This is a genomic window from Pseudomonas sp. GM55, assembly GCF_000282395.1.
Taxonomy (GTDB): Bacteria; Pseudomonadota; Gammaproteobacteria; order Pseudomonadales; family Pseudomonadaceae; genus Aquipseudomonas; species Aquipseudomonas fluorescens_CC.
Map to the genome: position 1 here is coordinate 19,344 of NZ_AKJJ01000065.1, position 18,716 is coordinate 38,059.

17 protein-coding genes are annotated in these 18,716 nt (G+C 56.3%); 4 read left to right on the top strand and 13 right to left on the bottom strand.

The genetic code is table 11. The features are described from left to right. Positions 1-23 precede the first annotated feature (23 nt). The 7 genes from tssH to PMI31_RS18335 all read right to left on the bottom strand — a co-directional run bounded on the left by tssH (position 24) and on the right by PMI31_RS18335 (position 8,856). A complete protein-coding gene (gene tssH, locus PMI31_RS18305) occupies positions 24-2,627 on the bottom strand; it encodes a type VI secretion system ATPase TssH (RefSeq protein ID WP_008019733.1) in 2,604 nt (867 codons plus the stop codon). Further along, the gene (tssG, locus tag PMI31_RS18310; protein WP_008019734.1) at positions 2,624-3,685 is read right to left on the bottom strand and encodes a type VI secretion system baseplate subunit TssG; all 1,062 of its coding nucleotides are present in this window, start codon (positions 3,683-3,685) and stop codon (positions 2,624-2,626) included. Before tssG ends, tssH begins: the two co-directional genes overlap by 4 nt. Continuing rightward, the gene (tssF, locus tag PMI31_RS18315) at positions 3,649-5,481 is read right to left on the bottom strand and encodes a type VI secretion system baseplate subunit TssF (RefSeq protein ID WP_008019735.1); all 1,833 of its coding nucleotides are present in this window, start codon (positions 5,479-5,481) and stop codon (positions 3,649-3,651) included. Before tssF ends, tssG begins: the two co-directional genes overlap by 37 nt. Then, positions 5,481-5,963, bottom strand: coding sequence for a type VI secretion system baseplate subunit TssE (gene tssE / locus PMI31_RS18320; RefSeq protein ID WP_008019736.1), 483 nt, complete (start codon positions 5,961-5,963; stop codon positions 5,481-5,483). Before tssE ends, tssF begins: the two co-directional genes overlap by 1 nt. A 25-nt stretch (positions 5,964-5,988) precedes the next feature. Beyond that, the gene (tssC, locus tag PMI31_RS18325) at positions 5,989-7,491 is read right to left on the bottom strand and encodes a type VI secretion system contractile sheath large subunit (protein ID WP_008019739.1); all 1,503 of its coding nucleotides are present in this window, start codon (positions 7,489-7,491) and stop codon (positions 5,989-5,991) included. Between the two features lie 10 nt (positions 7,492-7,501). Further along, positions 7,502-8,035 carry a type VI secretion system contractile sheath small subunit gene (tssB, locus tag PMI31_RS18330; RefSeq protein ID WP_007978739.1) on the bottom strand — a complete coding sequence of 178 codons (534 nt, stop codon included), beginning with the start codon at positions 8,033-8,035 and terminating at the stop codon, positions 7,502-7,504. Between the two features lie 68 nt (positions 8,036-8,103). Beyond that, complete coding sequence (locus tag PMI31_RS18335; protein WP_008019740.1) at positions 8,104-8,856, bottom strand: hypothetical protein; 753 nt, start codon at positions 8,854-8,856, stop codon at positions 8,104-8,106. A gap of 694 nt (positions 8,857-9,550) precedes the next feature. Here PMI31_RS18335 and PMI31_RS18340 point away from each other — a divergent pair. Then, entirely contained in the window at positions 9,551-11,716 is a 2,166-nt protein-coding gene (locus tag PMI31_RS18340) for a M48 family metallopeptidase (RefSeq protein WP_008019741.1), read from the top strand. A gap of 60 nt (positions 11,717-11,776) precedes the next feature. On the opposite strand, the gene PMI31_RS31910 is transcribed toward PMI31_RS18340, so the two are convergent. From PMI31_RS31910 to PMI31_RS18360, 6 genes are all read right to left on the bottom strand, one after another. After that, positions 11,777-11,983: a DUF6966 domain-containing protein gene (locus PMI31_RS31910; protein WP_443217022.1), complete on the bottom strand. Its 207-nt coding sequence runs from the start codon at positions 11,981-11,983 to the stop codon at positions 11,777-11,779. Further along, a complete protein-coding gene (locus PMI31_RS18345; protein ID WP_008019743.1) occupies positions 11,928-12,506 on the bottom strand; it encodes a hypothetical protein in 579 nt (192 codons plus the stop codon). The genes PMI31_RS31910 and PMI31_RS18345 overlap by 56 nt, the downstream gene beginning before the upstream one ends. Before the next feature lie 36 nt (positions 12,507-12,542). Beyond that, entirely contained in the window at positions 12,543-13,067 is a 525-nt protein-coding gene (locus tag PMI31_RS30100; RefSeq protein ID WP_157213288.1) for a hypothetical protein, read from the bottom strand. A 186-nt stretch (positions 13,068-13,253) separates the two neighbouring features. Continuing rightward, positions 13,254-13,844, bottom strand: a complete 591-nt coding sequence (locus PMI31_RS18350) for a hypothetical protein (RefSeq protein WP_052037656.1) — start codon at positions 13,842-13,844, stop codon at positions 13,254-13,256. Between the two features lie 154 nt (positions 13,845-13,998). Next, on the bottom strand, positions 13,999-14,556 hold the full coding sequence (locus tag PMI31_RS18355) for a hypothetical protein (RefSeq protein ID WP_238539299.1): 558 nt from the start codon (positions 14,554-14,556) through the stop codon (positions 13,999-14,001). A 7-nt stretch (positions 14,557-14,563) separates the two neighbouring features. Further along, positions 14,564-15,574, bottom strand: coding sequence for a hypothetical protein (locus tag PMI31_RS18360; protein WP_008019748.1), 1,011 nt, complete (start codon positions 15,572-15,574; stop codon positions 14,564-14,566). Between the two features lie 187 nt (positions 15,575-15,761). Here PMI31_RS18360 and PMI31_RS18365 point away from each other — a divergent pair, with 187 nt between their 5' ends. From PMI31_RS18365 to PMI31_RS18375, 3 genes are read left to right on the top strand one after another with little or no spacing between them, the layout of a single operon-like run. Next, complete coding sequence (locus PMI31_RS18365) at positions 15,762-17,615, top strand: type VI secretion system Vgr family protein (protein ID WP_008019749.1); 1,854 nt, start codon at positions 15,762-15,764, stop codon at positions 17,613-17,615. A 12-nt stretch (positions 17,616-17,627) separates the two neighbouring features. Continuing rightward, positions 17,628-18,209, top strand: a complete 582-nt coding sequence (locus PMI31_RS18370) for a DcrB-related protein (protein WP_008019750.1) — start codon at positions 17,628-17,630, stop codon at positions 18,207-18,209. Positions 18,210-18,245: 36 nt separating this feature from the next. Then, positions 18,246-18,713, top strand: coding sequence for a DcrB-related protein (locus PMI31_RS18375; RefSeq protein ID WP_008019751.1), 468 nt, complete (start codon positions 18,246-18,248; stop codon positions 18,711-18,713). The last annotated feature ends 3 nt before the right edge of the window (positions 18,714-18,716 follow it).

Consider the following 18,716-nt stretch of genomic DNA (forward strand, 5'->3'; position numbering starts at 1 on the left):
GACCACTACCTGTCAATGCCCGATCAGTTCAGGCGATAGGCGAAATCGCCGTCGCTGCCCAACTCGATGTTCAAACTCTGAATCGGTTTGTCCTGCGCCATGCGCTCCAGGACCCGTTGCGCCAGTTCCGGCATCAGTGTCCTGGACAGAATGTTGTCGATGTTGCGGGCGCCGCTGTCGACCTCGGTGCAGCGCGAGGCAATGGCCTTGATCAGTGCTTCGTCATAGATCAGCTGCGCTTGATGGTTGCGCTCGAAGCGCTGGCGAATGCGCTCCAGCTTGAGCGCGACGATGCGCTCCAGAATCGCGTCCTTGACCGGGTAGTAAGGGACGATGGTCAGGCGGCCGAGGAACGCTGGCTTGAACACCTGGTTCAACTCGTCACGCAGGCCTTCGACGATGTCGTCCGGTGTCGGTTGTGGCTGTGCATTCAGGCACCACTGCATGATGCGGTCGGTACCGGTGTTGGACGTGAGGATGATCACGGTATTGCGGAAGTTGATTTCGCGACCTTCGCCATCATCCAGCACGCCTTTGTCGAACACCTGGAAAAACAGTTCGAGCACATCCGGGTGGGCTTTTTCCACTTCATCGAGCAGCACCACGCTGTACGGCTTGCGTCGCACCGCCTCGGTCAGCACGCCACCCTCGCCATAGCCGACGTAGCCCGGTGGCGAACCCTTGAGGCTCGAAACCGTATGGGCTTCCTGGTACTCGGACATGTTGATGGTGATGACGTTGCGCTCGCCGCCGTACAGGGTGTCGGCCAGCGCCAGGGCGGTTTCGGTCTTGCCGACGCCGCTCGGGCCGAGCAACAGGAATACACCGATCGGTTTGTTCGGGTCTTCCATGCGGGCGCGGGAAATCTTGATGCGCTTGCCGATTTCATGCAGTGCGTGGTCTTGTCCAAGCACCCGCTCGCCCAGCAGTGCAGGCAGGCGCTGCACGGTTTCGATTTCGTCGCGCAGCATCTTGCCCAGCGGAATGCCGGTCCAGCCGGAAATCACTTCGCCGATGGTGCCGCCATCCACCAGGGCATGCACCAGCGGTTGCTCACCCTGGACGCTGGCCAGTTCGGCGCGTACCGCGGCAATCTCCCGGGCATCGGGTGCCTGATTCTCCGGGTGGCTGAGGGCGCCGAGTTTTTCCACCAGTTGCAGTTCGCGTTGCCATTGTTGTTCGAGGGCATCGCGGGCCTGCTGTAGGCTCAGCAGTTCGGTATTGAGGGCGGTCAGGCGGCGGGCATGGTCGCTGCCTTTGGCGGCTTCCTGCTGCAGTACCGAGATTTCCGCCTGCAGGTTGTCGATCTGGCGCTTGCAGTCTTCCAGCGGCCCCGGCTGGGCCGATTGCCCCAGGGCGACCCGGGCGCACGCGGTGTCCAGCACGCTGACGGCCTTGTCCGGCAGTTGGCGTCCGGTGATGTAGCGATTGGACAGGCGCACGGCCTGCACCAGCGCTTCGTCCATCACCGTGACCTTGTGATGTTCCTGCATCCTGGTCAGCAGGCCGCGAAGCATGTGGATCGCCTTGTCTTCGTCCGGCTCTTCGACCTTCACCACCTGGAAGCGGCGGGCCAGTGCGGCATCTTTCTCGAAGTACTTCTTGTACTCGGCCCAGGTGGTCGCCGCGATGGTGCGCAGTTCGCCCCGGGCCAGGGCTGGCTTGAGCAGATTGGCGGCGTCGTTCTGCCCGGCCTGACCGCCCGAGCCGATCAGCGTGTGCGCTTCGTCGATGAACAGAATGATCGGGTGCAGGCTGCGTTTGGTTTCTTCGATGACTGACTTGAGGCGGTTTTCGAACTCGCCCTTCACACCGGCGCCGGCCTGCAGCAGGCCAAGGTCCAGGGTATGGATGGCAACGCCCTTGAGCACCGACGGCACGTCGCCCTGGATGATGCGCAGGGCCAGGCCTTCAACCACGGCGGTTTTGCCGACGCCGGCCTCACCGGTGAGGATCGGGTTGTTCTGGCGGCGGCGGGTCAGGATGTCGACCATCTGCCGCACCTCGAACTCCCGGCCCAGCACCGGGTCGATCCGGCCTTCGCGAGCGCTTTGCGTGAGGTTGATGGTGTATTGATCGAGGGCCGGGGTCTTGCCGTTGCCTTTGACCGTGCTGGCGCTGGTGCCGCCGGAAGTGTCCAGCGGTTTGGCCTGTTTCGACTCGGCGCTGCCTTCTACCAAGGCGTTGAGGTTCACGCGCAAGTCGTCGGCGTTGATCTTCTCCAGCTCGGCAGCACCCGCGATCACCACCCGGCGCAGTTCGTCGTCATCGAGCAAGGCTTGCAACAGATGGCCGGTGCGGATCTGCGCCTGGCCGAACTCGATGGACGCCAGGACCCACGCCTGTTCGATCAGGCGGGTCAGGTGCGGCGACAGCGCCGGGGTGCGGGTATTGCCCTTCTTGAATGTCCCCAATGCCGTCACCAACTGCGCCTGCAAGCGTTCAGGCACTACGTCGTAATGACGCAGGATCGCCGGCAGGTCGTTGTCGTGGCTGTCGAGCAACTGCAACAACAGGTGCTCGATTTCGACATCGTAGTGGTGTTCCGACAGGCACAGGGCCGCGGCGCTTTCGGTGGCGGTACGGCTGGTGTCGTTCAGCTTGGCGAACAGGGACTTCAGGTTCACAGGGAGACCCCATCAAAAGGAATGTGGAAGAGGGCGCAGCGGGAAGGTTCAACGTCGACGCCGGGTCGCTTGAGCCAGCCGAGCCGACCCAGCGAAACGTCGCCCAGGCGGGCGACCGGTACGGCCTCGGGTTTGAGCTTGGGTGCCAACTGGAAGTCGAGTTCCGCACCGACATAGAAACGCACCAGCTCCAGCAGTTTCCGGTAGTCCTCGGTGCCTGGCTGCAAGCGTTGGTAGTCGGCCAGCTCCAGTGGGCCGATCTCGATGCGAACGCACGACTGGTAGTCCCAGACCCGGTTGCCGGCGACGGCGCTTTGCCCGAGCACGGCGTTCTTGCGCCCCAGTTGCGTGCATTGGCTGGCGTCGAGCTTCAGCCAGCGACCGGCAAACGGCTTGACCTTGAATGGCAGGGAAAAATAGAAAGCCAGCATCACTTCCAGGTTCAAGGCGTTGCGCGGCTTCTGGGCGAACAGGCCGGAGAAATAGCTGAACAATTCGCGGCGCAGGGGCGAGCCTTGCCTGTCGAATTTCTGCTTCTGCGCCTCGGGGCCGAAACCCACCAGGTTGAGCAGGTAGCGATCGAAGTCCGAAGTGCCGTTGCGCTCGTACTCGATGTAGAACTTGTACTTCTGCCAGGCTTCATAGAACAGCGTGGTCATGCGATGCGAAAAGATGTCGAGGAAGGCGTGAGCCGCGTCATCCCGGTACTGGATGTGCCGCTCGATCAACAGCTCGGTGTACGGGCGCGGCAACACACCCGAGGGCCCGACCAGCCCCATGAAGGTGACTTGCATCTCGGACAGCGGCAGGCCGGCCACGGACACCTTGCCTTCACGCTCGAACTGCAGATCGCTGACTTCACTGGCCGGGAAGTTCAGCGACAGCTGCGAGCGAAAGCGCAGGGGGTCTTCGTGCGGTCGGGTTTCCAGGTCCATGCGCCCGGTTCTGCTGTAATGCAGGCGAAGCAAGCGCACCAACTGGAAAAACTCGAATCGGTGCGGCTCAGCCCGTGCCTGGTCGATCAGACCAGGGGTTGATCGCCGGTTCGCGGTGGCCATTGGACGACTCTCTTTTCGCGCTGCAAGGTGCGAAGGGTTAATTGGGTAAAACTGTTCATGGAGCAGTACTGACCAAAGAAGTGATCGAGCACCATGCCGAACAGGAATACACCGCTGCCGGTGTACTGGCTTTCATCGAAATTGAGGGTGATGCCGACGCCGCGCACGAAGTTCGGCCGCGGGTGGCCGATGCGCGCTACCACAGGTTCGCTGCTCACCGAGACGATGCCGTTGATCTGTTTGCGGATCGCCGACACGTTGCGGTAGTTGTAGAGCGACAACAGCTCCAGCAGCACTTCGCGCCCCCGGGACACCAGCGACATATGGTTCAGCGACAGGTGCGAAATCAGTCGCCAGATCACGCCGTTGCCCAGCGGCACGCGCGCGGTGGCGGTGGGTTTGCGCAGGCAGCGGATATCCTTGATCACCGAGTTGCCCGGGATACTGAAATCACCGCGCTCACCACCGAAAGGCAGCATCAGGGGCAGGTCGCGGTTGCTGCAGGTCAGGCGGATGCTCAAGGTATCGTTGTTGGCCTCCATCAACCCCAGTTCGCGATCCACCACCCGGATGAACACGTTCGAGCCATCGCGCTGGCCGGTCTGTACGGCTCGGCGCCGGGCAATCCAGAAGCTCTGGCCCGGACCCTGATCGCCACGGGGCTCGAAAAACGGATGGCAGGTGCCGACCTGATCGATACCGCCGACCTTGCGCACGCGCCGTACGCGATCGATGGACACCACTTCGGCCGAGCTTTGCAGGCGCACATCCGGCGTCACGGCGTATTCGTGCTGGGCGTGGGTCAACTTGATCGGCTCGGCCTGCTGGCGGAACAGGTTGATGATCGGCGTGCAATTGAGCTTGAAGTTATTGCGCCCGATGTTCTGCGTCAGGCGCGCCAGGCGGTCACTCAGGTCGTAGTCGGAAAAGTAGAAATTGACCTCGATTTTCTCGAGGTTCTTGCCGGCCAGAATGCGCGCAAAGCCCGACAGGTCGAAGAACATGAACTTGTCGGGGAAGGTGAAGTACTCGTGCAGCAAGCGGTAGCCGAGGAACGAGCGCTCCGAGTAGTCCACCAGGCCTTCGTCCAGACCGTAACCGACGGCCTTCAACGCGTTGGCCGGCAAGGCGACCTCGCGGGTGCGCCCCTGATCTTCGAAGGTCAGCGTGGCCTTGGCCAGATTGTTGAACAGCAACTCGTACAGCTGCAGCATCAAGGTGCTTTCGCCGTCGAGGAAGAACCGCAGGCTGTCCAGCTCCAGCCTGCCGAACATCACGTCGGAGGTCGCCACCAGGCCGATGCGCAAGCGCGCGACCAGGTCGGCGCTGTGGCCGTTGAACGCCGAGCGTTCCATCTCGATGAACGATGCCTGTTGCACCGACACCGGCCACAGTTCGACCGGGTAGCAGGTGCGGAATTTACACACCACGCCATCGATCGGGTTGGCACTGAGTTCGGAATGCCGGGGCACACGGAAGGCTTCGGTGACTTTTTCCTGCTTGCCCAGGTTGAACTCGACGATAGACATCGACGGAGTAGGGCGCAGGTAATGCGGGTACAGCACTTCGAGAAACGACTCGACGATTTCCGGCAGCTCGTCGTCGAGTTTCTTGTGCACCCGCGCAGACAGGAACGAGAAGGCTTCGATCAAACGCTCGGTATGCGGGTCTTCGCAGTTATCGCCCTCGATGAGCAACCGCGAAGCGATTTTCGGATACTGGCTCGCGAACTCCTGGCCCAAAAAGCGCAGGTGCGACAGTTCCTTTTCGTAATAGGGCAGCAGATCGTCGAGCATCAGTTGAGGTTCTGCACTTTGTATTCCTGGGTGTTGACCTGCAGCACCGCGTCGAAGGACACCTGACGGGTGACGTCTTGCAGGCGCAGGACCGCGTCCACGCGAAAGGTCAGCATGCGTTGGCCGGTCTGTTGGGCGAGCAGTTGGACTTTGACGCTGCGAAAGCGCCGGTCACCGACCGAAATCGCCTTCTCCAGTTGTCGCTGGATCAACAGGCGATCCTTGGGATCAAGCACGCTGCGGCTGGTGAAATCCGGCATGCCGTAGTCGAGGATGCTGCCGTTCAGGTTGACGAAACCTTCCAGCTCGTTGGCGACCAGGGACTGGCGGGTGTTGACCAGGATTTCCAGGTCGCGAACGATGCTGGCCTTGTAATCGGCCAGCGAACACAAGCGCTGCGATGATGCTTCGATGGACTGATGCGGACGATCGTCCAGCAATCGGTCCAGCAGTGATGGCAACAGCTTGTGTTGACTGGTCATGGTGCCTCCCTGGCAACTTGGTCGATCAGCCGCGGGTCGATTGCGGCAATTCGGCGACCAGGCGCAACGAAGCGGTCAGCTCGTCCAATTGGTAGTGCGGGCGCAGGTAGGTCACGGCCTTGTACACCCCCGGTTTACCCGGCACTTCGAACACCTCGGCACGGGCTTCGCGCAACGGGAACTTGGCCTTGGCTTCCTGGCTCGCGGTGTCGTCCAGCAACACGTAGCTCGACAGCCACTTGTTGAGGAACAGCTCGACGTCCTTGCGCGAGGCGAAGCTGCCGATCTTGTCGCGCATGATCGCCTTCATGTAGTGGGCGATGCGCGAAGTGGCGAAGATGTATTGCAACTGCGCGGACAGGCGGGCGTTGGCGTTGGCGATGTCGGTGTTGTACTGCTTCTGCTTCTGCGCCGACTGGGTGCCGAAGAACGCGGCGTAGTCGGTGCCTTTGCAGTGCACCAGCGGAATGAAACCGAGGTCCGACAGCTCTTTCTCACGGCGGTCGGTGATGGCGATCTCGGTCGGGCACTTGAGGGCGATTTCACCGTCATCGGTCTTGAACGTGTGGGTCGGCAAACCTTCCACCAGGCCGCCACCCTCGACACCACGGATCGCCACGCACCAGCCGTAGCGGGAAAACGCATCGGTGACCCGGGTGCCCAGCGCGTAGGCGGCGTTCATCCACAGGTACTTGTTGTGGTCGCGGCCATCGACGCTTTCGACAAAGTTGAATTCCTCGACCGGCGTGGTATCCGGGCCGTAAGGCAGGCGACCGAGCACGTGGGGCAGGGTCAGGCCGACATAACGCGAGTCTTCGCTGGCGCGGAACGACTTCCACTTGGCGTATTCGACGGTGTCGAAAATCTTCGCCAGGTCCCGTGGGCCGGACATGTCGGTGAACGAATCCCAGCCGAACAGCTCGGGCGAGGCCGCCGAGATGAACGGCGCATGGGCGGCCGCGGCGACGTGGGAAATCTCTTCGAGCAGGTACATGTCTTCCGGGCTGCGGTTGAATTCGTAGTCACCCAGCAGCATGCCGAACGGTGCACCGCCGAAGGTGCCGTACTCTTCTTCGTAGATCTTCTTGAACAGCGCGCTCTGGTCGAATTCGGAAGCGGCCTTGAGGTCGCGCACCAGATCTTTCTTCGACGCATTGAGCATGTGGATCTTCAGCGTGGTGCTGGTCTCGGTCTGGTCGACCTGATACTTCAAGCCGCGCCAGGACGCTTCCAGCTGCTGGAACTCACTGGCGTGCATGATCTCGTTCATCTGCTCGGAGAGCATCGCGTCGATCTCGGCGATGCGCGCATCGAGCACGGCGATCAGGTCCTTGCTCGGCGTCATTTCGCCTTCCAGGATCTGGTTGACCAACTCGCCGATCAGGTCGCGGGTGCGGGTGCGCTCGGTCTCGGAGCGGGCCACGCGGCTTTCGGAAATGATGCTGTCGAGCAACGAGGATTGCGCGGTGAAGCTGTCCACTTCGACCAGCGTGCTGTCCTGTTGAGTCACGGTTTGCTTGTCGTTCATCGTCAGGCTCCTACGCTTTGCCGTCGGTGGCTGGAACGGCGGCTTCACGGCCGAATTCCTTGCCCAGGGTTTTCAACTTCTCGGTGTTCTGCAACACGTCCATCAGCAGCTCTTCGAGCTTGTCGTTGCCGCCCATCTTGTTGCGCAGGTCCGCCAGCTTGTTGCGCACTTCCAGCAGTTTGCGCAGCGGCTCGACCTGCTTGACCACGTTCTGCGGTTCGAAGTCTTCGAGGGCGTTGAAGTTGAGCTCGACCCCCAGCTGCGTGCCGTTCTTCGCCAGGGTGTTGTCGACGCGGTAGGTCAGGCGCGGCTTGATGCCCTTGAGCACGCCGTTGAAGTTGTCGCGGTCGATGAAAATGAACTTGCGGTCCTTGAGCTTCGGCAGCGGCTCCAGCGGGTTGCCGGAGAAATCGCCCAGCACACCGACGACAAAGGGCAGCTCTTTCTTTTCCTGAGCGTCACCGATATCCACGTCATAGGTGATATGGACCCGAGGCGCGCGAACGCGGTCGAGTTTGTGCTGGGTACTTTCCTTCTTCGCCATCGTGATCTCCTGTGCGAACAGTTCGCTGCAAGTCGTTTGCGTGTCGGTTCAATGGGTGGCCGAGCGCGTTACATTCCTTCGATCGTCAGCAGCAGGCGCTGACGAATTTCATCGTTCATTTCCATGATGTTGGCGTGGCCCACCAGCTCTTCGAAGCTGGTGTTGCCGGCGATCTGGGTACTGCTGCGGATCACGGCCTCGTCGGGCAATTGCGAGCGAACCGGCGAGCTGATGACGCAAAAGGGCAGGTCGCCGAAGTCCTTCAGGCGTTCGAAACTGACGGGAAAACGCAGGCCTTCGAGCAGGCGGCTCAGGCCCGGAGACTTGCTCAGGCAGTAGAACAGCACCAGGTAATGCACGACGAAGCGATACAGCTCGGCGCTGCTGCGATTGGGGTCTTTGATGACGGTGCGAAAACGGGCCAGGTCGAACGAACTGAACCCGACCACCCAGCGCACGGGGCTGGTGATGCGAATGGATTGACCGCTCTGGGACAGCACCTTGTCGTACTCCAGCGCAAACAGTTGCGGGGTAGTACTGAGCAGGTTGAGAGGCACTTCGAGTTCGTTGACCAACCGGAACGGAGCGGCCGAACCGATGCGGTCGTAGAGCGCCTTGAGTTCCTTGAAATGGTGCTGGGTCTCGCGTCCGCTGCTGCGTTGCGCACCCTGCAGGTATTCACCGAAAAACGCTTGCGGACGAATCAGCAAAGCCAGGGTCGCCAAATAGTCCGAAGCCTGCGCCTTGAGCGCATCGGAAATGGCCCGGGTCTGGCTTCGCAGCTTGATCAATGCTTCAACATCAAAAAACGTCTGAGTCATCGGTACATCATCCTTGAACACTCCACGTCCGCTACCCGGATCAATCCGGGTGTGAAGAGCTACTAATTTCTCGATTGAACACCTGTCCACGAGTTGTGATTGCTGATGTTTGACATCAAAAAATCAAACTGCCAGGAATATTTGGAAGTGCGATGCTGGCATATGGATATTGAGTTGCCAGTAACCTCGTGTAGGGCAATACCGATGTCGAGAAGTTCACATGGGGCCGGATTTTTTCTTGTTTTTGATACAGGTCGCAATACTGTCTTAGTGCCACCACGTGTAGGAGATTACTTACAAAATTTTTTGAAGCCCAGCAGGAGCAAGGGTTTGGCGAGTGTGTTGGATCCAATTTTTAGTTTAAATTAAATTGTAAATAGGTGAACCGGTTCACTGAATGCGAGGGGGTGCCACCGTTGAAAAAAACAAGATCCGTAGGAAGTTTTGAGGTTGCTTGTAGGAAATGGCGATGAGGTGGGGCATCCAATATTCGCAAGGGGTCAGTGAATGAGCACGAGCTGTATTTGTGTGGGATTACATATCAGCGGAATTTCTGTATAACGCGCCCGGTACAACTTCGCTCTGGGAACTTCATGGCGGATTGTGCAATCGCGAAAGGACCTCCGCGCCTTTTTAAATGGACTTTTTGCTCGTCATGGCTATATGGGCGATGCAACGATTGAGGCCATGTCTCATGAAGTATCTAAAACTCATTGCCGTACTTGTTCTGTTGCCTCTTTGCCTTGGTTTGATTGGCATCTGGGAGTTGCAACGCAGCAGTGATGCCGGCTGGCAGTTCGCCAGGGCACGGGCTGAACTGATCGATATTCGTCCGCAGCTCGAAGCGCTTTCCAGGAAACGAGGCTCCAGTGCCATCGCAGTCGATGTCGACGGTGAACGGGTGGACATAGCGTTGGGCTTGTCTCGCCTGAAGGAAGCCTTAGCTGCGTTTGACACTCTGATCCCGGTAAATGCGGTGAGAACCTTTTTGGCCAAGGGTGTCGTCGTCCTTGGCCTGACGGCCTCGCTGATCGGCGTGTCGGGTTTGCTCTGGCTCGGTTGGGCCGGATTACGCGCGAGCCGGTCTCGTGAGCAACTGCTGTACAACTTTACTGAAGTCAGTCGTACCCTGCCTTACCTGTTGGTGGGCCATATCGTCTTCATGGGCTTGGCGGTCGCGGCCATCCTGGCTTTCGAAAGCCTGGTGTTTTGGCATGCAGGACAAATGATCGCCGGTGAAATCAAATTGATAGCCATCGTAATGATGGTGATACTCGGCTTCCTGTACTCGATCTGGCAGATGGGCAAGCAGTTACCAGTCATGCTGCACATGTTCGAGTCGACGCCGATGCCCGTTCTCGGTCAGGAGGTCTCGGCGCAACAGGCTCCGGAGCTATGGGCGTATGTTCGCGGCCTGGCCGATCGACTTGGCGCGCTACCTCCTGAGCACATCGTTCTGGGCATGGCCGAGGGTTTTTACGTCACCTCCAGCGACGTCGATCTGCTCCCGTCGAACACCGCGCTCAAGGGCCGAACCCTGCACGTGCCGATGGTCTACCTGGGACTGCTCGATACGCAAGAAACCAGCGCGGTGATTGGGCACGAACTGGCGCACTTCGCCGGCGCCGATACCGAGTACAGCTTGCGCTTCGTGCCGATCTACGATGGCATTGGCCGCAGCCTTGGGGTGATTGCCGAAACCATGCTCCATAGCGACGTGTTGCAACGCACGATACTGTGGCCGGCATTCATGCTCGGTGAGTATTTTTTCGAGCGCTTCGAACATGCGGTGAACCATTGGAGCCGCGTGCGGGAACTGGCGGCGGACGCAACGGGCGCAGAGTTGGCGGGGAATGTCGCCACGGCCTCGGCGTTGGTGCGCATCTCTGCCATCGACCCGTTGTTGCAGGAGAGTGTATTTACCCAAGTGGCCCACGCGACTAACTCGAGTGCCGGGCACGTACTGCCCCGTGACCTGCCAACCAGCGTGGTGCAGGAACTGGCCGCGCAGTCACTGACCCTGCCCGAGGAGGAAATGGCAACCAGCCTGCCTCATCCGTCGGACACTCATCCATCCAATGGCGAGCGAATTACTTCCTTGCAAGTCACGCTCGAAGAAGCGCTGAGCCGAGGGACTCGCCCGATCATCGCGGCACAAGCCTGCGCCGCGATGGATCGCTATTTCGCCGATCCCCAGGCATTGCGTGCGCGCATTACCGAGGATTTTCTCGATCATTACGTGGAGCAGGACTCCACGGCCGTGGAAGAGTTGCGTGCCCAGGCCGACAGCGTCACGGACGAAGTCCGACTGCATGAAGGCGCACGATGGCGCGGGTGGATTACCCTGGTTTGTTTCTCGCTGTTCATACTGCTGGGCTTGGGCCTACTGATTTTGCCGTTGCTGTCGCCGCCGGCTTTGGGGGAGAGCAAATCGATGCTGCAGGTCGCTGGCGGCGGGCTGGTCGTCTTGATGGCGTGCCTGCTGCCGTTCTCGCTGCGCATGCTCAAGTGGGCGAACAAGACCGCGTTGCTGCTGACCCCCGAGCACTTCTTTTTCGCGAACCTCAAGTCGCTATTACCGATCCGGCACGTCGCCGATTTCAGCCTGCGAACCGGCCAGGGTGTGCACTTGAACCTGCTGCTGGAAGACGATGCCCCCCTGCCTGAATTGACTTCGCGTTCGTTCTTTTCGCCCGATGCGAAACTCGACAAGAAAAAACGCTGGATCCAGTTGCAATTGATTCAAGTCTGCCGCGACAACAAAAAACTCAAGCACAAGGAATTGGCAGAACTGATTGGCACCTATCTGAATGCAGGTACTGCGCGGCACTTGCTGCAACAGCGATTTGAGCAGGCTTGAAGGAGGGCTGTGCTGGCAGTCGTAAAGGCTGTCAGCATTGGTCTGCGTGGGTCGGCGAGTTCAGCGGTTTCCTGCGCAAAGTTCATAAAGGTCTGATAGCAGCGCTTGCAGTTCGTTGTTTTCGTCCAGCAAGGGTTTTGCGTTCTCATACAGAACAACGTCGTTGATTGAGCCCATGCCGCCGTACAGCGACGTCAATTGAGGCAACTGTTCAGTGTTTCCCGCCATCCTCCACAGATGCCTTACTGTACAAGTCAACGTATTCATAAAACATTTGAACCTGTTCCCTGCTCAGGGGGAAGTGATGATAATAATCAACATGTTTTTTATAAAAGAGGAATTGTTCCGACTGTCGCCCACAGCCAAGTAGCGAAACAATGGCTGCACATTGCATGAGCCAATAGATTTCCAAAGAGTAATCAGTCCCTCGACAATAACCAAGATCCGTTCCTTGCTCAAATAAGTATCGGGCCAGTTGGCTGGCTTCATCGCGGTTAATCATTGACTCTGATGCTGCACGGATCGGGTCGTTTTCGGTGACGAACAACCGGTAGCGCTGCAGCAGGTGGGTATCCACAAGCCGCAGATCCGGGCAGGCGGGTGGCATTAGCGATACAAAAACCTCTGGCTCACTATTGATTGGCAGCCAGGCCAGGTTTTCTTCCGCTTGCGAGGGTATCCTGTTCACTTCGATCAAAGGGACTGTATCAACCACCCGCTCGGTGGGGGCGGGTGGAGGGGCAGTTTTTTGTCCGAGAAATATCTTCAAACGATTCAGGAGCTTTGTCATGGGGGGGGCTCACTAAAGGGATTTTACTTTGATGAGTTATCGCCCATCGACTTGTATGCAGACTTCCTGTTTTCCAATCATTTTGCATGGCCAGTTATCATTGATGTAGCGAGTAGGTTTAAAGCATGCTCTTTCATCGTTAACCCAGAATAAATGCCATGCCGAACCTGATCTCAGTAGTTTTGGGCAAGGGGTATAGTCTTTGTAGAGCAACGTAAGCGTGGTCAGGATCATAATGGCGGGCACAATATAAATTATTGTTTTGACGGAAATGTACATCATTAATGTTGAGAAACGGTGTAAAAAGGAGTTGCTGTGTGGATCAAATTTTTTGCCAGTCCACGCCGAAAAGGAGGCTCCTACGATTGTGAGCAATACGGCTGGCGGCGCCATCAATAGACAAAATGCAAGATAGGGAGTCTCTACAACAGGAGCGTTTCGGTAGATGCGTCCATAGATTGGCAACACATCATCCCAAAGCCAATACATTGAAAAAGCGCCGGTCAGGATCATACAAAAAACGAAGGTTACTGCAAGCAATCTGAAGCTTAGCGGAGACATGGGTTGAACTGGGGGCGACGATTTATTCTTCATGTCTGACAAAAGTAGTGTGCCTTGTAGGAGTGGATTATCAACTATTGGACCATCATTCAATTGACTGTCTGTGTTGAATGAGTGTTTTATGATCCTGGTCGCTTTTTTCGCCGCTCGTATCATCCCCTGTCATCTGGATCTTCCTCAAGCCGTTTATCTTCCGTCCACCTGTATGCACACTTCCTGATTGCCGATCATTTTACAAGGCCAATGATCATTGATGTAACGAGTGGGCTTGAAGCAGGCATTTTTGTCGTTTACCCAAAACAACTGCCAGGCTGACCCAGAGATAAGCAGCTTTGGGCAAGGGGTGTAGCCTCTGTTAAGCAACGTAAGTGTGGTCATCATGATGATGATGATGATGATGATGATGATGATGATGATGATGATGGGCACAATATAAATTATTGTCTTGACTGAGAGATACATCATTAGTGCTGAGAATCTGTGTAAGAATGAGTTATTTGGTGGATCAAATTTTTTTCCCGTCCACACAGCAATGGAAGCTCCTATGATCGTGAGCAAAACGGCTGGCGGCGCCATCAGTAAACAGAACGCTAAATAGGGAGTCTCTACAACGGGAGCGTTTCGGTAGATGCGCCCGTAAATCGGTAGCACGTGTTCCCAAAGCCAATACAATGAAAACACACCCATCAGGACCATGATAAAAACAAGTGACAAAGCTCGAAGTCTGAAGGCCAGCGAAGATATTGCTGGAGTCGAATATTGTGAATTATTGTTCATGGTGCCAAAGAATTAGTATATCTAGGGGAAGTGGACTAGCTGATCTGGCGCTTTCATTGTGTTGGCTGGCTGTGTTGAAACAGTTTTGTATTATTCTGCTTGCCTTGTGCGCCGCTAGCGTCATTCCCTTTCATATGAATTTTCCTTATACCGTTTATCTTCCGTCCACCTGAATGCACACTTCCTGATTGCCGATCATTTTACAAGGCCAATGATCATTGATGTAACGAGTGGGCTTGAAACAGGCGTTTTTGTCGTTTACCCAAAACAGCTGCCAAGCTGACCCAGAGATAAGCAGCTTTGGGCAAGGGGTGTAGCCTCTGTTAAGCAACGTAAGCGTGGTCAGGATCATAATGGCTGGCACAATATAAATTATTGTCTTGACCGAGAGGTACATCATTAGTGCTGAGAATCTGTGTAGAAATGAGTTACTTGGTGGGTCAAATTTTTTCCCCGTCCACGCCGCAATTGAAGCGCCTATGATTCCAAGCAATAGGGCAGGCGGCGCCATCAGTAGGCAGAAAACCAAGTAGGGAGTTTCTACAACCGGAGCGTTTCGATAGATGCGCCCGTAAATAGGTAACATGTCTTCCCAAAGCCAGTGCACAGAGAAAACTCCGGCAACTACTGAGGATAAAATAACCAGCAGTGCGATCAGTCTAAACTTTAATAGTGGCATGGTATGCCAAGACGTACTTGCTTTGTTATTCATGGTAAGCCTAGATATTAGGAAGCTTGAATTTGTGAAAGCTTGGTAGTTCTGGAAGGTTTGGCCAGCTAGGGTGTGGTAGTTGACCTGGCTGAATTTTTTTGAGGATCCAAGATTTGGTTTCGTCGTAAGCCTCATCAATCAGCTCTTGTATTATGCTGGCGGCGAACTTTTCTGTGTAAATCTGTAAGTCTTTTGTGCTGATTTTTGTCGCTTGTTCGCCGAGATAGCGAATGTTTTCTACAGCGTATCGCAAGCCAGTCTTTACGCTGTTTTTAATGTTGTATTTATTGTCGAGCTCGTTTAGGTGGTAGCCGACGACGAATACAAAGATGGCGCCAAATATTGCAGGGAGTGCTGCTGTGGTAAGTAATGTTCCTACTGCTAATGCAATTCCATAACCAATCGCAGTCGCAATCCCTGCTTTAATCAATTCAACGCCAACACCCGCAAACAGGTCCGAAAGAACGGCCTCGTCATTAAATACCCATTCCAATACTTCAATGCCAACCGCAACATAGCAGGAAAGTTTAAAACCTTTTATCGAGGATCCTCGAATGCCATATTTGCCTATTCCTACTTCAACCAATTGAGCATTTCGGATCCCATAACGAGTCCCTTTCAAGCGGTTCCGCAGCCCCGGATATCCCGTCAAAACGACATATTGCTTTCCGTTTTTAATCAAGATCCGAATCTTGGTTCCAAACCCGCCAATATCGCTGAGCAAACGACTGATGTTGTACGCATCGTAAGCGCCCAAGGCAGCGGGCACTCCCCAGGTAGTATTGACGAACGGATGTACGGTTGCGTTGTAGATGGATTGAGTGCCTCCCCAAAGACCATCCAGCATGCCCGGTTGCGTTCGGTAACAAATTTGCGGTGACTGTGTGCTGGGACTTGAGAAGGCATTGCGTTCTGCCATCATCGCGTTTGCGTCGTCCATGCTCAGGACGACCATTTCGCGTTGATTATTGTCCATGTCTCGGTCTAGCTGCTTGAGTTGTGTCTCACTCAAACTCATGACGAACTCCCTGTTTGCCTGTCTACTCGCCTTACGTGGCAAGCTCCTGTGGCGCAGGGTGCACTGACGGAAAAATAAAATCAAACAGGCGAATTGCCATCATTCCGAAGTGTTTCATTGCCTTGACAAAGAACTTTCAAGAGGTTTCCATCGCGGGCTTCAGGCCAATTTTTGCAGGATGCAACGCATGATATCGGAACTCATCGGGCAGATTTCCGCCCAGCATAATCGGCTCATCACCTTCGATTCCCCGTTGCCACCCGAACAGGAACTGCTCCTGGATAGTTTTGTTGGTGAGGAGGGGCTTTCGATCCTGTTCGAGTATGAGTTGCAACTCTTGTCCACCGATGCAACGATAGAACTAAAAAAGTTGATCGGCAAGAAAGTTACCATGGAAATAACCTTGGCCGATGGTGGCACAAGAATAATTAATGGTCATTGTTCGCACTTTAATCATGTTGGTGCTAACGGCGGTGTCGCCAACTACGCGGCCATGGTTGTGCCTTGGCTGTGGATATTGAGTCGACGTCGTGATTCGCGGATTTTTCAAGATAAAACCGTTGAAGGGATCATTAAAGAGGTTTTTTCTTATTACCTCAGCTTGGCAAGCTATGAGTTTAGATTAAGTAAACCTTTAAAGCCCGTCAGCTATTGCACGCAGTATCAAGAGTCTGACCTGAATTTTGTACTTAGACTCTTGCAGCAGGAAGGCCTGTTTTTTAATTTTGAGCACAGTAAAGATGATCATTGCATGGTCATTTTTGATGAAAGCCTTAATTTTGAGCCGTTACCTGGTCAGCCGATTATCCGCTTCCACGCGGCCTCAGTCACTGAAGACTCTGACTCCATTACCGAGTGGTCGTCACAGCGCACTCTCCACTCGACACGGCTGTCATTGAAGTCTTTTGATTACAAACAACCTAATTACCCAAACGAGGTGCAACTTCAAACCATCGCCAAGCAGGGCGATGTAGGGCAATACGAGGTATTTGAGTATGAGGGGCTGTACGGCTACTCGGATCCAGAACATGGGCAGCAAATTGCGCGTAATCGTCTGGAGGCGATGGAGGTACAGGGCAAAACCTTTAATGGCAAAAGTAACTGTCGTGCGATGCAGCCTGGTTACTATTTCGAACTGACCCAACATTACGATCATGACAAGGGAAAGGAAGAGGATCGGCAGTTTCTGCTTTTGAGCGTGAAACACTTTGGGCGTAATAATTATACCGGTGGCGGAGAGGCGTTCTACCAAAACCAATTTATTTGTATCCGCCGCAAGATCCCGTTCAAACCTCCGATGAGTACGCCGCGCGCTTTGATCAGTGGCCCACAAACTGCCATCGTTGTTGGTCCACGGGGCGAGGAGATCTACACCGACGAACTGGGCCGGGTAAAAGTGCAGTTCCACTGGGACCGCTACGGCGAGTTCAACGACAAGAGTTCCTGCTGGGTGCGTGTCGCGCAGTCCGGCGCCAGTGGCGGCTTCGGCAGCATCCAGATTCCCCGTGTGGGTGATGAAGTCGTGGTGGTGTTCCTCGACGGCAACCCAGACCGCCCGCTGGTCATGGGCAGCCTCTACAACAGCCAGAACACCCCGCCGTGGTCGTTGCCGGCGAACAAGACGCAGAGCGGGTTTCTGACGCGGTCGATGAAGGGCAACGGTGGTACGGCAAACTTCTTCCGCTTCGAAGACAAGGCCGGTGCCGAGCAGATCATCATGCACGCCGAGCGCAACATGGACACCGAGATCGAGGTCGACGAGACCCACAGTGTCGGCAGCAACCGCACGATCACCGTCGGTGGCACGCACACCGAGACCATCAAGAAAGATACGGTGATGAATGTCCAGGAAGGCTCGCTGACGATTCAGGTCGACAACCAGTTCATTCAGGTCAGTGCCAATCAGCACATCATTCTTCAGGTGGGGGACAGCAGCATTACGCTCACCCCGGATGGCATCGAGATCAAAGGCAAGACGATCAACACGGTCAGCACCGGCACGACCCAGATCACCGGTTCCGAGGTCAGGGTCAATGATTGAGGTAACGGCGCCATGACCAGAGTCAGTCTCTACGATCGTATTTCCGAAAAGCGTATTGCGCGGGAGGAAGCCGAACGCCTTGCGCAGCAGAACGCGCTCATCGTCCAGCCTGAGCCCGTGCCGGAACCCGAGCCTGTGGTGGCGCTGCAAGACACGCCCAGCAGTTTCACTTTCGGCGGTTTCAACCTGGCATTCCCGACGGGGTTCAATTTTCGCGAGGTCCAGACCACCCTCGAGTACCAGGGCGAGCCGGTCAGCCTGATGATCAGGCGTCTTGACGTGCAACAGGGGCAGACCCTGGAGCAGCATTTCGAGGCCGCGATGCAGGCGCTTCACCAGGAGCATCCGGACCTGCGCATCATCCGCCAACGTGATGTCAGCGTGGCCGGCAGTGCGGCGAAGGCCGTGGATGTGCATTTCAAGTCCGGTCACGCCGATCGCCACGCGCGGCTGGTGGGTGCCCTCGTGCCTGTCGCCGGGCGTGACGATGGGCAATGGCTGAGTATCGCTTGCGAGATTGATCCCGCCCGGCCCGCACTCAGTCTCTGGCTGGCTGATTTTGACGGCATGCTCGACGGCCTTGCCGTCCGCTGAACACCTGATTTTTTTGAATCAAGGAAGTTACCCAAAATGGATTATGAGTTGCAGGAAGGCAGCATCACGTTGCCGCAAGGTTTCCAGGACCGCACGGTCAACATGTTTGTGTTGGGGGCGAGTATTCCAGCGCCATTGAGCATCACCATTTCCCGGGACGCATTGCTGCCCGGCGAGGTACTCAAGGCCTACGTCGAGCGTCAGATCAAGATGCTCGCGTCCAGGCTGCGCGGCTACACGCTGCTGGGCAAGAAGGCCGTTGCATTGTCGACCACGGCGCCGATTGAAGGCGTGCAGATCGATGCGTACTACATGACTGATGGCCGACCTTTCTATCAGCGCCAGGCGGCGTTTCTGATCGAGCCTGGACGCGCGATCATTTTTTCCACCACAGCCCAGGCTGACTTCAGCAGCGAGCAGAACCAGAACTGGATTGACCTGCTGGCCAGCTTTCAGCCTCGCCAGCCCGGCGGCCCCAAGACCGACTCCAGCGCACAGGAGTAACGG

Bases quoted from the DNA above. Each gene is read 5' to 3' on its own strand.
- PMI31_RS18370 (WP_008019750.1), top strand. From the start codon at position 17,628: ATGACCAGAGTCAGTCTCTACGATCGTATTTCCGAAAAGCGTATTGCG.
- tssF (WP_008019735.1), bottom strand. From the start codon at position 5,481: ATGCTCGACGATCTGCTGCCCTATTACGAAAAGGAACTGTCGCACCTG.
- PMI31_RS18375 (WP_008019751.1), top strand. From the start codon at position 18,246: ATGGATTATGAGTTGCAGGAAGGCAGCATCACGTTGCCGCAAGGTTTC.
- PMI31_RS18340 (WP_008019741.1), top strand. From the start codon at position 9,551: ATGAAGTATCTAAAACTCATTGCCGTACTTGTTCTGTTGCCTCTTTGC.
- tssG (WP_008019734.1), bottom strand. From the start codon at position 3,685: ATGGCCACCGCGAACCGGCGATCAACCCCTGGTCTGATCGACCAGGCA.
- PMI31_RS31910 (WP_443217022.1), bottom strand. From the start codon at position 11,983: ATGAATACGTTGACTTGTACAGTAAGGCATCTGTGGAGGATGGCGGGA.
- tssB (WP_007978739.1), bottom strand. From the start codon at position 8,035: ATGGCGAAGAAGGAAAGTACCCAGCACAAACTCGACCGCGTTCGCGCG.
- PMI31_RS30100 (WP_157213288.1), bottom strand. From the start codon at position 13,067: ATGTCTCCGCTAAGCTTCAGATTGCTTGCAGTAACCTTCGTTTTTTGT.
- PMI31_RS18355 (WP_238539299.1), bottom strand. From the start codon at position 14,556: ATGAATAACAAAGCAAGTACGTCTTGGCATACCATGCCACTATTAAAG.
- PMI31_RS18365 (WP_008019749.1), top strand. From the start codon at position 15,762: ATGATATCGGAACTCATCGGGCAGATTTCCGCCCAGCATAATCGGCTC.
- tssE (WP_008019736.1), bottom strand. From the start codon at position 5,963: ATGACCAGTCAACACAAGCTGTTGCCATCACTGCTGGACCGATTGCTG.
- tssC (WP_008019739.1), bottom strand. From the start codon at position 7,491: ATGAACGACAAGCAAACCGTGACTCAACAGGACAGCACGCTGGTCGAA.
- PMI31_RS18335 (WP_008019740.1), bottom strand. From the start codon at position 8,856: ATGACTCAGACGTTTTTTGATGTTGAAGCATTGATCAAGCTGCGAAGC.
- PMI31_RS18350 (WP_052037656.1), bottom strand. From the start codon at position 13,844: ATGAACAATAATTCACAATATTCGACTCCAGCAATATCTTCGCTGGCC.
- PMI31_RS18345 (WP_008019743.1), bottom strand. From the start codon at position 12,506: ATGACAAAGCTCCTGAATCGTTTGAAGATATTTCTCGGACAAAAAACT.
- PMI31_RS18360 (WP_008019748.1), bottom strand. From the start codon at position 15,574: ATGAGTTTGAGTGAGACACAACTCAAGCAGCTAGACCGAGACATGGAC.